Genomic DNA, 12,975 nt, shown 5'->3' with positions numbered 1-12,975 from the left:
GGCCAATGACGGTTTTGGTCACAGGTGGTGCAGGCTATATCGGCAGTCACATGGTTCTCAATCTGGCCGATGCCGAACAGGACGTGGTTGTCCTCGACAATCTCGTCACCGGCTTCGACTGGGCCATCGACGGTCGCGCCCAGTTTGTACAAGGCAATGCGGGCGATATCGACTTCGTCGTCAGCCTTATCGAAAAATACGGCATCACCGAAATCATTCACTTCGCGGGTTCGATCGTCGTTCCTGAATCGGTAACCAATCCGCTAAAATACTATGCCAACAACACCGCCACCTCGCGCAATCTCATCGAGGCAGCAGTCAAGGGCGGGGTAAAACACTTCATCTTCTCCTCGACCGCCGCCGTCTACGGCATGACCGGCCTGGCTCCCGTAGTGGAAGATACCCCCCTCAACCCCATGTCGCCCTATGGCCGCTCAAAACTCATGACCGAGTGGATGCTGGCCGACGTCGCCGCAGCCCATCCCATGACCTATGGCGTGCTGCGCTATTTCAACGTCGCCGGCGCCGACCCGCAAAAACGCTCGGGCCAGTCGACCCCGCTCGCCACCCATCTCATCAAGGTCGCCTGCCAGACTGCCCTCGGCCAGCGCGAAAAGATGGACATCTTTGGCACCGACTACGAGACACCAGACGGCACCTGCATCCGCGACTATATCCACGTCACCGACCTGATCGCCGCCCACGCCCTCCTCCTCTACCATCTGCGAAAAGGCGGAGAAAGCACGACGCTCAACTGCGCCTATGGCCAGGGCTATTCCGTGCGCGAAGTGGTCGAGACCGTCCGCAAAGTCTCGGGCATCAACTTCCGCGCCGACGAAGGCCCGCGCCGCGCCGGCGATCCCGCCTCGATCACCGCCACCGGACAGAAGGTGCGCGCCCTGCTCGGCTGGAAGCCCCAGCATGACGATCTCAACGAGATCGTCGAAACGGCCTATGCCTGGGAACGCCACCTGATGACCCGCAACCGCTGAGGTCTGCCATGCGCCGCTTTGCCGCCCTGCTCGTCTTGCTGATGACCAGCCCGGCACTGGCGCAGTCCGATTTTTCCGGTTTTCTAGCCAGCCTCAAACCCGAGGCCGTGGCCTCGGGTGTCAGCGCCTCGGCCTATGACGCGCTGACCTCCGGCCTCACGCCCGATCCACGCGTCCCAAAACTCGTCGAAACCCAGCCCGAGTTCACCACCCCGGTCTGGGACTACATCGAGACCCGCGTGAACGCCGGCCGCATCTCCCGCGGCCAAGCCGCGCTCGAGCGCAACGCGACCCTCTTCTCCACCATCGGCCAGCACTTTGGCGTCGATCCCTACCTCCTCGGCGCCATCTGGGGCATCGAGACCGATTATGGCGCCGTGCTCGGCAATACCGACCTGATCCGTCCCATCGTCCGTTCGCTGGCCACGGTCACCTTCCAGCACCGCTCCCGTTATGCCGAGGACAAGGCCGATTTCTTCGCCGCCCTGCGCCTTGCCGAACTCAATGGCGGCACCTCGCCCATCGGCTCCTGGGCCGGCGCCATCGGCCACCTGCAGGTCAACCCCAGCAATGTCATCGCCCATGGCGCCGACGGGGATGGCGATGGCCGCATCGACCTCCACAATTCCCTCGCCGATGCGCTGGCGACCTCAGCCAAATTCCTGCTCGACCTCGGCTATCAGCCCGGCATGGATTGGGGTTTTGAGGTCGAAGTTCCGCAAGGTTTCGATTATCTCCTCGCCACCCGCGACCAGCTCCGCCCGATCAGTTTCTTCGCCGAACGCGGCATTACCCGCGTCTCCGGCCGCGCCTTCGCCAATCCCAATACCCCGGTCTTCCTTTATGTCCCGACCGGCCATACCGGCCCCAAATTCCTGATGACCGGCAATTATCTGGTCTTAAAAGGCTATAATTTCTCAGACAGCTACGCCATGGCCGTTGCTCACCTGACCGACCGCCTCAAGGGCGGCGGCAGCTATGTCACGCCCTGGCCCCGCGACACCGCCTTCCCCAATCTCGCCCAGCGCCAATCCATTCAGCAGTCCCTCAAGGCACTCGGCCTCTACGATGGCGCCGTCGACGGCCGTCTCGGTCCCATCACCCAGGCCGCCTATGCCCGCTTCCAGGCAGCCCGCGGCGAGATCGCCGACGGTTTTATTACCCGCGCCGCCGCCGAAGCCCTCTCCAGCGCAACACGGTAACGCCATGGCGAGCGCATGGTTTTGTTGACCTCTGTCTGCTAGACCCAAAAGGAATATCGGACCGAGCCATGAAGCGAATTTTTGCCCTTTTGCTGATCGCCCTCATCGCCACCGTTGAAGTGGCACCGGCTTTCGCGCAGGCAGAAACACGCATCGAGGTCGCCCAGCAGCAGAAGCGCCGCACGCTCTTCGACGTCCTCTTTGGTGCCGAACCGCAACAGGCTCCGCCTCCGGTGCAGCAGACCCAGCCGCGCCAGGCCGCCCCCGCCGCGCTGCCCCCGCCCAAGCCACAGGTGGAAAAAGCCGAGAACGCCACGCGCCTCGCCGTCTTCGGCGATTCCCTCGCCGTCGACCTCGCCAAGGCGCTCGAACGTTTTTACGCCGAGGACCCCAATCTTCTGGTCATCAACCAGGGCGTCGGCTCCTCGGGCTTCGTCCGTGACGACTATTTCAACTGGAACAAGACAATCGGCGAGCAGATCGCCGCCGACAGTTTTGATCTCGCTGTCGTCATCATCGGCGTCAATGACCGGCAGGAAATCCGCGTGGACGGCCAGTCCTACAATTCCCTGACCCCGCAATGGACCGCGGCCTATCAGGCCCGCCTCAACGACTTCCTAGGCCAATTGCGCGCCGCGCGAAAACCGGTGATCTGGGTTGGCCTGCCGCCCATGTCCAAAACTGAATATTCCGCCGCCATGAGCCAGATCAGCGCCCTCTACAAGATGGCAGCCTTTTCCGGCGGCGCCGAATATCTCGATATCTATGAGCGCTTCCTCGGCGAAGACGGCAAATATTCGTCGCAAGGCCCCGATGTGAACGGCCAGAACGCCCGCATGCGCAAGGATGACGGCATTCATTTTTCTACCGCCGGCGCCGACAAGCTGGCTTTCTATATCAGCCAGTCCATCCGCACCTTCTATCGCGGCGGCGGCATCACCGTCGCCGTGGCCGACCCGCTCCTCGGCACCGACGCAGCTGCCATGCTCCGCCCGCCCTATCAGGGCCAGGGCCAGACCCGTCTTCTCGAAGTCGCCGGTGCCGTGGTCCCGATTAGCCGCGCCCCGCAGCGCGCCGCCGATCTTCTCGTTGCCACCCCGCAGCCGGCTTCAGATATGGGCTTCTCCTTGGAGCAATTGATGGCCGCCCCTATAGGCCGCGCCGACGCCTTTGGCGTCGGCATTGATCCCAGCGAAACGGAGAACGAAGGCCAGCAATAGGGTCGTCAGCTTTCGACATCCTTCTGGGACCAATGCCACTTCGCGTTGCTTGCAACTCTCCAAAACAAAGGCCCCGAACGCTGTCCGGGGCCTTTTCCAATTCAGTCGCGCCATTCGAGAGTAGCTCTTATGGCCTTCTCACCTAAATCGCTCCACCGGAGCGATTGCCTTTGGCACGGCGCGAAGTCAGCTCGAACCGGCGCCATCCTGGCGGACAAAGGCGATGCGCAGCATGTTGGTGGCGCCCGGCGTGCCGAGCGGAATGCCCGCTGTGATGGCGATGCGGTCGCCGGGGCGGGCAAAGCCTTCCTGGTAGGCGATGACGCAGGCACGGTCGACCATGTCTTCGAGGCTGACGGCATCTTCGGTCTGCACGCAATGGACGCCCCAGACCACCGACATGCGGCGGATGGTGCGCATATTGGGCGAGAGCACGATGATGGGCTTGCTCGGCCGTTCGCGGGCAGCACGGATGCCGGTGGAACCCGAAGCTGTGTAGGTGACGATGGCGGCGAGGTCTAGCGTCTCGGCAACCTGGCGCGTGGCGGCCGAAATGGCGTCAGCGGCGGTGGCTTCCGGTTCGGTCTGGGCGGCGCGGATGATGCCGCGATAGTTGGCGTCGCTTTCGACGGCAACGGCCACCTTGTTCATGGTCGCGACGGCTTCGATCGGGTACTGGCCCGAAGCCGACTCAGCCGAGAGCATGACGGCGTCGGCGCCTTCGAAGACGGCGATGGACACGTCGGACACTTCGGCGCGGGTCGGGACAGGCGCAGTGATCATGGATTCCAGCATCTGCGTCGCCACGACCACTGGCTTGCCATAGCGGCGAGACATGCGAATCATGCGCTTTTGCAGGCCCGGAACAGTTTCGAGCGGCAGTTCGACACCAAGGTCGCCACGGGCGACCATGATGGCGTCGGAGAGTTTTACGATTTCTTCGAGGCGATCGATGGCCTGCGGCTTTTCGATCTTGGCCATGACGCCGGCACGGCCCTGCACGATCTTGCGGACATCGATGATGTCTTCAGGACGCTGCACGAAGGAGAGCGCGATCCAGTCGGCCTCGGCCTTGAGGCCTTCGAGAAGGTCGGCGTGATCCTTTTCGGTCAGGGCACCGGTCGGCAGCAGGGTGTCGGGCAGGGAAACGCCCTTCTTGTCCGAGAGCTTGCCACCATAGATGACTTCGGTCTCGATGACGCCGCCTCCGACTTTAGTAGCCTTGAGCTGCAGCTTGCCGTCGTCCAGAAGGAGGCGGTCTCCGACAGAGACGCTTTCGATGATTTCCGGATGCGGGAGATAGACGCGCTCGGAATTGCCGTTGTCGTTCTTGTCGCTGTCGAGCGTGAACTTCTGGCCCTGGACCAGGTTGACCGAACCTTCGGCAAACTTCCAGACGCGCAGCTTGGGACCCTGCAGGTCGACCAGAATGCCGAGCGGGTGCTTCAGGCGCGCTTCGACGCTGCGGATGCGCGCGACGGTCTGGTGCAGAAGCTCGTGACTGGCATGGCTCATATTGATGCGGAAAACGTCCGCACCGGCCTTCGCCAGTTCCTCGATCATCTTTTCCTCGTTGCTTGCGGGCCCGAGGGTGGCGAGGATCTTCGCGCGTCTGATCCGTCTCATTGCGTATCCGTGCTCTATCTGTTCGGCGGTGGCGGCGGGAGAGGCACCACCTGGTCGGCATCATTTTCGGGGTCAACCAGGAAGGCCGGCTCCTCAAGATCTTCACCTGCATCCGGACCGACCACATTTGGCGCGCCCGCGCTTTCGGTCAGCTGCAGCGTCCAGTCCGTCCGGTTCTGGGTATCGATTTCAAAGAACCCGGTGCGCTCATAGCCCCGCGCGAGGCAATCCTCAACCCCGAATATTGTGAAGGTTTCGTCACGCGTGCACATGAAGACCTGGCCATCCCAGGCGCCGCCGCCGATATCGTCGACGGCGTAGAGGTAATAGAAGCGCCGTTGCAGGTCGCCCTGGTAGAGCGTGCGGCAATCGCCGGGCGGGGTCTGCCACCAGCCTTCACTCATCCAGCCACGTTCGGCGCGATAGCCAAGGGCCACGGAGAGGATGTTTGCGGTCTCGTTGCAGATGCGCAGATCGGCATAGGCCGGCGCAACCGGGGCCAGAAAAAAGCCGCCCGCAAGCAGTGGCAAAATCGTCAGGCCGAGGCGGAAGCGATGCAAGGGCGAGCCCTGGGTCATGGAAATACCGGAGTGTTTGAGCCGATGGACGGAGGCGGGTCAATGGCTATTGCGGGGATTTGACCGAATTGCGGGCATGCAATGCGCGCTTCTGTAGAGAATCGGTCAGTCAAGGGCTTGAACCGCGCCGGCCCTTGGGGTTCAAGACAGCCAGAACAAAAAGAGGTTTACGATGGCCGTCGAAGACAGCGTCGCCCAGGACCAGCTCCGCGCCTTTATCGAGCGCATCGAGCGGATGGAAGAAGAAAAGGCCGCCATCGCGGCTGACATCAAGGAAATCTACGCCGAAGCCAAGGGCAACGGCTTTGATACCAAGATCCTCAGGAAGATCGTGACGATCCGCAAGCAGGACGCCAATGAGCGCATGGAGCAGGAAGCCCTGCTCGAACTCTACATGTCGGCTCTCGGCATGGTCGAAGGCGCTTCCGACCACTGACATTTTATGCGGCTCAGCCCGGTCAAGCCGGGCTGAGCGAGGCAGCGGTAAGTTTTATCGAGCGCCAATAGGTGTTCGAGACCCGTTTCCCCGGCGAGATGGCATCGGGATAGTCGAATTTCAGGTCGACAAAGCCATCGTCATCCAAAGCACTTGCCGGGATTGAAATAGCAAAACGCTCGGTCTTGTCGGGCGTTACGGCGATTTCGCCGATGTCATGGTCATTGGCAGAGATGAGCACGCGTTGCTGAGCCGGGCCGGGCAGACCGACGCCGGTTAATTCCAGCATCAGCGTCAGTGGGCCTTTTGCGTCGATGGCAAAGCGGAGGCGCGAGGTTTCGCCGACCGAATGGGTGCCGTCGCCGGCTGGGCCGGTCCAACCGCAAGGACGGAGTTCACGGGTTTCGTCGCCCTCGGAGCGGAAGTTCAGTTCCGTGCCCAGCACATATTCGCCGGTAACCGGCTGCTGCAGGCAGGTGGTGGTGCGGTCGATATAGTAAGCGCGGTAATTGTCCGAGACATTGGGGTGTATTGCCTGCCAGAGGACGGCGAGTTCGAAGAGCGCCAGGATGGCGGCGAGGGCATAGGCACCGAGGGCGAGCGGCGAGCGATCAGACAAGCGCAATATTGCCTCCGAGCCAGGCGAGGGTAACGCACCAGGCGCCGATGATCAGGCCCAACAGACTGATGGCGAACACCATGCGGTTTTTGCCGAGGATCGTCGCCGCGGTGATGGTGATCGGGGCCATGCCGGCCATGAAGCGGAGCATGGAGGCGAGACCCGCGGCCAGCGGAATGACGATGCAGAAGAGGCAGAAGACCACGGCTGGCCACTGTTTTCGGACGGCGAGGACGGCGGTGATGATCAGGCCGGTGACGGCAGCAAGGGCGAGGATCTGCGAATTGCTGAGGAGTGCGCCATTGTCGGGCCAGTTCACGAGGCCTTCCCAGAGATAGGTCGCGGGATTGGCGATCATCCGGCCCCAGGCGCGCTGGGTGTGGCTGAAGGCAAGGCCGTCGCCGACCCAGTAATTGAGGAAGGCGACATAGGTGAAAAAGCCGAGCGGGGAGATGAAGATGGCAAGGACCAGTTTGGGCTGGCCGAGGAGGCCGCCGATGACGCCGCGCCACGTGACCTTGTCCCGCCGATAATCCATCAACGCCCTAATGCCTATGGAGAGCGAGGCGAAGACGCCGACGATACGCGTGCCCGAGAGCAGAGCCGAGGCTGCGGCGGCGCCGAGATAGTCGGAGCGGCCAAGGGAGCGAAAGACCAGGGTCGTCAAAAGGACGAACATCACCTCGGTGAAGAAGGTGGTGAAATAGAACGAGACGGGGCCCGAAAGCATGAAGGCGGCGTAGAGTGTATAGGCCCTGATGTTTCGACCCAGCAACGGCCAGGCGATGACGACCGCGGCATAGGCCGTGACGATCGAGAGGAGGCTGGCGAGCACGATGGTCGGTAGCGGGATCAGCTTGCCGATCAGCCCGACAAGGATCGGATAGAACGGAAAAAAGGCCCAGTTGCCGGCCGAGACGCGTGAGGGGACCGGGAAGGTGTCGTAGCCGGTTTCGGCCATGCGCACATACCAGGTGCAATCCCAGCGGCAGAGTGCGCTGAAATATTGTGTCCATTCGGTATCGGGCTGGGCATAGCGGAAGGCGAGGAAGCGGATCAGCGTGCCGCTCAGCACGAAGACGAGCGGCAAAAGCAGGATGAGCGCTGTCGGCCTATCCTGCCTGAAATCGGTATTGGGCGAATACACGGCGCCTCCAGCCATGAGAGAATGCGTGACTTTGCATAAAGCGTAGCGGCGGACATCTGCGCGCCGCGCAACCCTGCCATGAAATCTATCCCACGCAACTTTAAGTGCGTGTCGTGCTTTTAAGGAGATGCCCGCAGCCAGAGTGCTCCAGAAAAATGTCGAACGGCCAGATCCAAGAAGCCAGCGTCGCACTTCAGACCAATTTCCGCCCCCCGCAGCTCGCCGTCATCGTCCCCTCCTATAATGAGCGGGGCAATATCGAGTTGCTTTACGAAAAGGTCGCTCTGGCGCTTGGCGACACGCCTTGGGAGATGATCGTCGTCGACGACAACAGCCCCGATGGCACGGCCGACGTCGTCAACGAGCTGAGCCGCGTCTATGCCAATATCCGCTGCGTCCGGCGTTTTGGTCGCCGGGGTCTGGCCTCGGCCTGTATCGAAGGCATGGCCGTTACCGCGGCGCCCTATGTCGCCGTGATCGATGCCGATCACCAGCACGACGAAACCATTCTGCCGCTGATGTTGACCGAAGCCCTGAACGGCGCCGATCTTGTCGTCGGTTCGCGCTTTGCCAAGGGTGGTTCGGCTGGTGATGGCCTCAGTGCGACGCGCCTCTCGGGTAGCAACCTTGCCAATCGTCTTGCTGGCATGATTGCCGGGCAGGCGGTGAGCGATCCGATGAGCGGCTTTTTCCTGATGCGCCGAGAGGCGGCACTGGAAGCGGCGCCGAAGCTTGCCAGCGACGGCTTCAAAATCCTCATCGACCTGATCGTGACCTCGGCCCGCATGGGCAAGCCGCTCAAAATCGCCGAAGTCCCCTACACCTTCCGCCCGCGCCATGCGGGCGAGAGCAAGATGAACCCGCTGATCGTGATCCAGTATTTGGGTCTCTGGGTTTCGAAGATGACCGGTGGCGCGCTGCCGCCGAGTTTTTTGCTGTTCGGTCTCGTGGGCGGCACGGGCGTCGTGGTGCACCTGGCAACGCTGTGGTTCTTCACCACGGTGCTGATTCAGGGCGAGGTCGTTTCGCAGACAACCGAGTTTCTGGTATCGCAGATCGCCGCGACCCTGATCGCCATGGCCTGGAATTTCGTGCTCAACAACAACCTGACCTATGCCGATCGCAAGCTCAAGGGCAGGCGGCTGATCACGGGTTTCCTGAGTTTTTGTGCGATCTGTGCGCTGGGCGGCATTGCCAATATCTCGGTCGCCAATGCGATCTATCAGTGGGATCACCAGACCTTTGTCGCCGGCCTTTCGGGCGCGATCATGAGCTCGGTGTTCAACTACGCGGTGACCCGCGCTTTCACCTGGAAGTAAGGCGAGGCTGCTTCCCAAAACAAAAATCCCCGCGCGAGCGGGGATTTTTTATGCGCGGTGCGAGATGGCGTCAGGCCTGCGCCAGAGCGGCTTTCATGGCCGCTTCGTCGTAGCCAAGGGCTGTGAGCGCCGTCTGGACGATGCCGTGGCGATCAAGGCCGGCGGCGGCGTACATGTCGTTCTGGCTCGAATGTTCGTCGAAGCGATCGGGGATCATCAGCGGGCGGAAACGCACCTTGCCGTCTAGAAGGCCGTTTGAGGCGAGGAAGGTCGCGACATGGCTGCCGAAACCGCCAATGCTGCCTTCTTCGGTGGTGATCAGCACGTCGTGGGTCTGGGCGAGGCGAGCGGTCAGCTCTTCGTCGAGCGGTTTCAGGAAACGTGCATCGGCGATGGTCGGGTTGAGGCCGAGGGCTGCGAGTTTGTCGGCGGCGGCCATGACCTCGCCGAGGCGGGTGCCATAGGACAGGAGGGCAATGGTGCTGCCCTCGCGGATGATACGGCCCTTGCCGATGGGCAGAATCTCGCCGTGGGCGGGCATGTCGACGCCCATGCCGTCGCCGCGCGGATAGCGGAAGCTGATCGGGCCGGCGTCATAGGCGGCAGCGGTTGCGACCATGTGGCGAAGCTCGGCCTCGTCTGAAGCTGCCATCTGCACGATGCCGGGAATGGCGCCGAGATAGGCATTGTCATAATTGCCGGCATGGGTCGGGCCGTCGGCGCCGACAAAGCCGGCGCGATCGATGGCGAAGCGCACCGGCAGGCCCTGAATGGCGACGTCGTGGATCACCTGGTCATAGGCGCGCTGCAGGAAGGTCGAATAGATGGCGCAGAAGGGGCGCATGCCTTCACTGGCAAGGCCGGCCGCGAACGTGACGGCGTGCTGCTCGGCAATGCCGACGTCGTAGATGCGCGTCGGAAAAAGTTCGGCGAACTTGTCGAGGCCGGTGCCGTTGGGCATGGCGGCGGTGACGGCGACGACGCGCTTGTCGGCTTCGGCTTCCTGAATAAGGCTCGAGGCAAAAACCGAGGTATAGGAGGGCGCGTTGGACGGCGCCTTGGTCTGGGCGCCAGTGATGACGTTAAATTTTGAGACGCCGTGATACTTGTCGGCCGAGTTTTCGGCCGGGGCATAGCCCTTGCCTTTCTTGGTCACGACGTGGATCAGTACCGGGCCCTTTTCCATCTCGCGCACATTGTCGAGCACCGGCAGCAGGTGGTCGAGATTGTGCCCGTCGATGGGGCCGACATAGTAGAAGCCGAGCTCTTCGAAGAGCGTGCCGCCGGTGAAGAAGGAGCGGGCAAATTCTTCCGTCTTGCGGGCCGGCTCGTGCAGCGGCTTTGGGAGCTTGCTGACGATGGATTTTGCCGCGTCGCGTGTGCCGCGATAGGCCGGGCTCGACACGAGCTGGGCCAGATATGCCCGCAGCGCACCGGTTGGTGGTGCGATGGACATGTCGTTGTCGTTGAGGATGACCACCAGACGGGCGTCCATGTCGCCGGCATTGTTCATGGCTTCATAGGCCATGCCCGCGGACATGGCGCCATCGCCGATGACGGCAATGACATTGCGCGGGGTGCCGAGATGCTCGCTGGCGACCGCCATGCCGAGGCCGGCGGAAATCGAGGTCGAGGAGTGGCCTGCACCAAAGGGGTCGTATTCGCTTTCGGCGCGGCGGGTGAAGCCGGAAAGCCCGTCCTTCTGGCGCAGGGTGCGGATGCGGTCGCGGCGGCCTGTGAGAATCTTGTGCGGATAGGCCTGGTGGCCGACGTCCCAGATGATGCGATCGTGCGGCGTATCGAAAACCGCGTGCAGGGCGACCGTCAGTTCGACCACGCCGAGGCCGGCGCCGAGATGCCCGCCGGTGACGGACACCGCGTCGACCATTTCGGTGCGCAGTTCATCGGCAAGCTGGCGCAGCTGCTCACGCGGAAGGGCGCGCAGGTCGGCGGGCGATTGGACCGTGTCGAGCAACGGGGTCTGCGGCTTTTCGGCCAAGCGGGGGCTCCTTGGGAAGCGGCGGCAACACGAGTTGTTTAGGCGCGTGCCTGTGCCAATGCAAGGACCGGCACCACGAGGCACCGGTCACATCAAACGCTTGAAATCAAAGAAAGTGGCGTGGATGCGGCGCCTATTCGCGTTTTAGTTGGTTGCCGGTGCGAAACGGGCATTGCCGCCCATGGTCGTGTCTTCGCCGGCACCCATGACGATGACATAGCGGCCCATTTCCGGGGTCGGATCGAAATCGGCCTCGTCGCGATCGAAGATCACGGCAAAATGGTTCGAGCTCAGGCTTACCGGGGTCGCAAAGACGTCGGCGACGTGTTCGAAATCGGGGGCGACGAGGTCGGGTTTGCGCATGCCGCCAGCAGCGACAGGGCGCGAGACATGGTTGGTGAGCGCGGCGACGAGGTCGGACGGCTTTGCGGCTTCGACGGCGTCAAAGGTGCCGGAGAAGAGGTTTGCCATCTCGGTGGGCGAGGGCGGCAATGCCGTCAGCTCGGTCGGCATCGGCGTGCCGACGGAAGCGAGGACGGAGCGCTGCGACGCGGGCGGAATGGAGCCGGTCACGGTTGGGCCGAGCGAGGCGATAACCGGACGGCCGAGGCCTGTGGGCTGCGGTGCATAGGCGGTGAGGGTGACTTCGGGCTCGTCGGCGCGTGGCGGCATGGGGACAGGCGCGTCGGTAAGCGCGGCGAGCGCGGTGACAGCATCGCCGGCGGGCAGGGCGGCGGCCGTGGCGACGCGCAGGGTTTCGGACTTCATCAGCGGGATCGGCGCCGTGGCTGGAGTCGTCAGTTCCGCGGCATCGAGCGGTGCGCTGCCGACTGTCGAGAAGGGCATGAAAGCGGGATCCGCCGGAACGGGAGCGGCGGCCGCTGCCTGCGGCGCGACTGCGGCAACAGTCATGCTGGCCGGGCGCTGCGCGGGGATTGGCGCCACGTCGGGCGTTGCCATCTGGGGAGCAACAGAGGCGACCTGAACCGGAGCCGGTGCTGCTGCAGCGACGGGGGCCGGCGCACTGCCCGGCTTGCCGCCGAAGAGGACGTCCATCAGCGTCTTGCCGTTACCGCCGCCGGCATCGGCGACCATGGTGCCCGAGGAACCGCGGCCATTGCAGGGATAGGCATGGCACTGTTTCCACTCGGCGAGGGCGATGTTGTAGCCTTCCTGCGAGAGCGGCTTGCCGTCGGTCGGCAGGTGCATGGTGCGGCCGTCGGGGAAAATTTCCTTGAGCTGGGCGCGGGTCATGCGCGGCCAGGCGCGGACGGAGCCGACGTCGAGATGGACGAAGGGGCTGCCCGAGGTCGGATAGTAGCCGACGCCGCCGACCTGCTTACTCATTGCCACGGCACGCAATTTTGAGAGATTCACGCCGGGGATGAAAAAGTCCATGGCGGTGCCGCGCATATGCTGGGAATTGTCGGCAACGCCCGAAGATGTTTCTGCAAGCATGGCGTTGGTCTTGGGGGAGCGATAGGCGGAAACGATATTGATCGGCTGCGTACCGCCAACCTCTTGATAAACCTCCCAAATCAGGTCGAAGAGGCGGGGGTCCATCTTGGTGGGTTCGTTGCGGCGCCAGTCGCGCAGGAACTGGTTGAGCTCGTTAAGGCCCGATTGCACATATTTGCCGTCGCGCTTGAAGACGATCCGCGCCGTTTCCTTGGTGTGCGTATAGTAGAGATAGAGGGCGCGCTCGGTGGCGGCCATGGCGGGTCCAACGGCAAAAATGCCGGTCGCACAAATAGTTACAAGCGTTACTGCGACAAAACGCAGAAAAACACCACGCTGCAAAAAGGAAATCCCCGTCACGCCTAACTCTGCCCGGTTC

Annotated in this window: 11 protein-coding genes; 5 read left to right on the top strand and 6 right to left on the bottom strand. The window is 62.8% G+C overall.

The features are described 5' to 3' along the window. The first annotated feature begins 5 nt into the window (after positions 1-5). From galE to J7557_RS15395, 3 genes are all read left to right on the top strand, one after another. Complete coding sequence (galE, locus tag J7557_RS15405) at positions 6-992, top strand: UDP-glucose 4-epimerase GalE (RefSeq protein WP_291420926.1); 987 nt, start codon at positions 6-8, stop codon at positions 990-992. 8 nt (positions 993-1,000) lie between these two features. Continuing rightward, complete coding sequence (locus tag J7557_RS15400) at positions 1,001-2,194, top strand: lytic murein transglycosylase (protein ID WP_291420925.1); 1,194 nt, start codon at positions 1,001-1,003, stop codon at positions 2,192-2,194. A 68-nt stretch (positions 2,195-2,262) separates the two neighbouring features. After that, positions 2,263-3,414: an SGNH family hydrolase gene (locus J7557_RS15395; RefSeq protein WP_291420924.1), complete on the top strand. Its 1,152-nt coding sequence runs from the start codon at positions 2,263-2,265 to the stop codon at positions 3,412-3,414. A 186-nt stretch (positions 3,415-3,600) separates the two neighbouring features. On the opposite strand, the gene pyk is transcribed toward J7557_RS15395, so the two are convergent. Together pyk and J7557_RS15385 are read right to left on the bottom strand one after the other, a co-directional pair. Then, entirely contained in the window at positions 3,601-5,040 is a 1,440-nt protein-coding gene (pyk, locus tag J7557_RS15390; protein ID WP_291420923.1) for a pyruvate kinase, read from the bottom strand. Between the two features lie 14 nt (positions 5,041-5,054). Further along, positions 5,055-5,618 carry a DUF1036 domain-containing protein gene (locus J7557_RS15385; RefSeq protein ID WP_291420922.1) on the bottom strand — a complete coding sequence of 188 codons (564 nt, stop codon included), beginning with the start codon at positions 5,616-5,618 and terminating at the stop codon, positions 5,055-5,057. Positions 5,619-5,790: 172 nt separating this feature from the next. Here J7557_RS15385 and J7557_RS15380 point away from each other — a divergent pair, with 172 nt between their 5' ends. Beyond that, on the top strand, positions 5,791-6,054 hold the full coding sequence (locus tag J7557_RS15380) for a DUF2312 domain-containing protein (protein ID WP_035086903.1): 264 nt from the start codon (positions 5,791-5,793) through the stop codon (positions 6,052-6,054). Positions 6,055-6,076: 22 nt separating this feature from the next. Here J7557_RS15380 and J7557_RS15375 read toward each other — a convergent pair whose 3' ends face one another. Next, a complete protein-coding gene (locus J7557_RS15375; RefSeq protein WP_291420921.1) occupies positions 6,077-6,679 on the bottom strand; it encodes a hypothetical protein in 603 nt (200 codons plus the stop codon). Then, positions 6,666-7,820 carry a hypothetical protein gene (locus J7557_RS15370; protein WP_291420920.1) on the bottom strand — a complete coding sequence of 385 codons (1,155 nt, stop codon included), beginning with the start codon at positions 7,818-7,820 and terminating at the stop codon, positions 6,666-6,668. The genes J7557_RS15375 and J7557_RS15370 overlap by 14 nt, the downstream gene beginning before the upstream one ends. A 155-nt stretch (positions 7,821-7,975) precedes the next feature. Between J7557_RS15370 and J7557_RS15365 the strand changes: the two genes are divergently transcribed. Further along, positions 7,976-9,139: a glycosyltransferase family 2 protein gene (locus tag J7557_RS15365; RefSeq protein ID WP_291420919.1), complete on the top strand. Its 1,164-nt coding sequence runs from the start codon at positions 7,976-7,978 to the stop codon at positions 9,137-9,139. A gap of 70 nt (positions 9,140-9,209) precedes the next feature. On the opposite strand, the gene dxs is transcribed toward J7557_RS15365, so the two are convergent. Continuing rightward, a complete protein-coding gene (gene dxs, locus J7557_RS15360) occupies positions 9,210-11,138 on the bottom strand; it encodes a 1-deoxy-D-xylulose-5-phosphate synthase (protein WP_291420918.1) in 1,929 nt (642 codons plus the stop codon). A gap of 144 nt (positions 11,139-11,282) precedes the next feature. Beyond that, positions 11,283-12,854 (bottom strand): DUF882 domain-containing protein, encoded by a 1,572-nt coding sequence (locus J7557_RS15355; RefSeq protein ID WP_291420917.1) that lies wholly within the window; start codon positions 12,852-12,854, stop codon positions 11,283-11,285. Positions 12,855-12,975 lie beyond the last annotated feature (121 nt).

This window comes from Devosia sp. (assembly GCF_017744655.1).
In the GTDB taxonomy this organism is placed as follows: domain Bacteria; phylum Pseudomonadota; class Alphaproteobacteria; order Rhizobiales; family Devosiaceae; genus Devosia.
Note: the sequence above shows the minus strand (reverse complement) of the source record. Positions and strands in the feature narration are given on the sequence as shown.

What these genes read in the sequence shown, in the direction of transcription:
- J7557_RS15395 (WP_291420924.1), top strand. Translation starts at nt 2,263, where the DNA reads ATGAAGCGAATTTTTGCCCTTTTGCTGATCGCCCTCATCGCCACCGTT.
- J7557_RS15400 (WP_291420925.1), top strand. Translation starts at nt 1,001, where the DNA reads ATGCGCCGCTTTGCCGCCCTGCTCGTCTTGCTGATGACCAGCCCGGCA.
- pyk (WP_291420923.1), bottom strand. Translation starts at nt 5,040, where the DNA reads ATGAGACGGATCAGACGCGCGAAGATCCTCGCCACCCTCGGGCCCGCA.
- J7557_RS15365 (WP_291420919.1), top strand. Translation starts at nt 7,976, where the DNA reads ATGTCGAACGGCCAGATCCAAGAAGCCAGCGTCGCACTTCAGACCAAT.
- J7557_RS15385 (WP_291420922.1), bottom strand. Translation starts at nt 5,618, where the DNA reads ATGACCCAGGGCTCGCCCTTGCATCGCTTCCGCCTCGGCCTGACGATT.
- J7557_RS15355 (WP_291420917.1), bottom strand. Translation starts at nt 12,854, where the DNA reads ATGGCCGCCACCGAGCGCGCCCTCTATCTCTACTATACGCACACCAAG.
- galE (WP_291420926.1), top strand. Translation starts at nt 6, where the DNA reads ATGACGGTTTTGGTCACAGGTGGTGCAGGCTATATCGGCAGTCACATG.
- J7557_RS15380 (WP_035086903.1), top strand. Translation starts at nt 5,791, where the DNA reads ATGGCCGTCGAAGACAGCGTCGCCCAGGACCAGCTCCGCGCCTTTATC.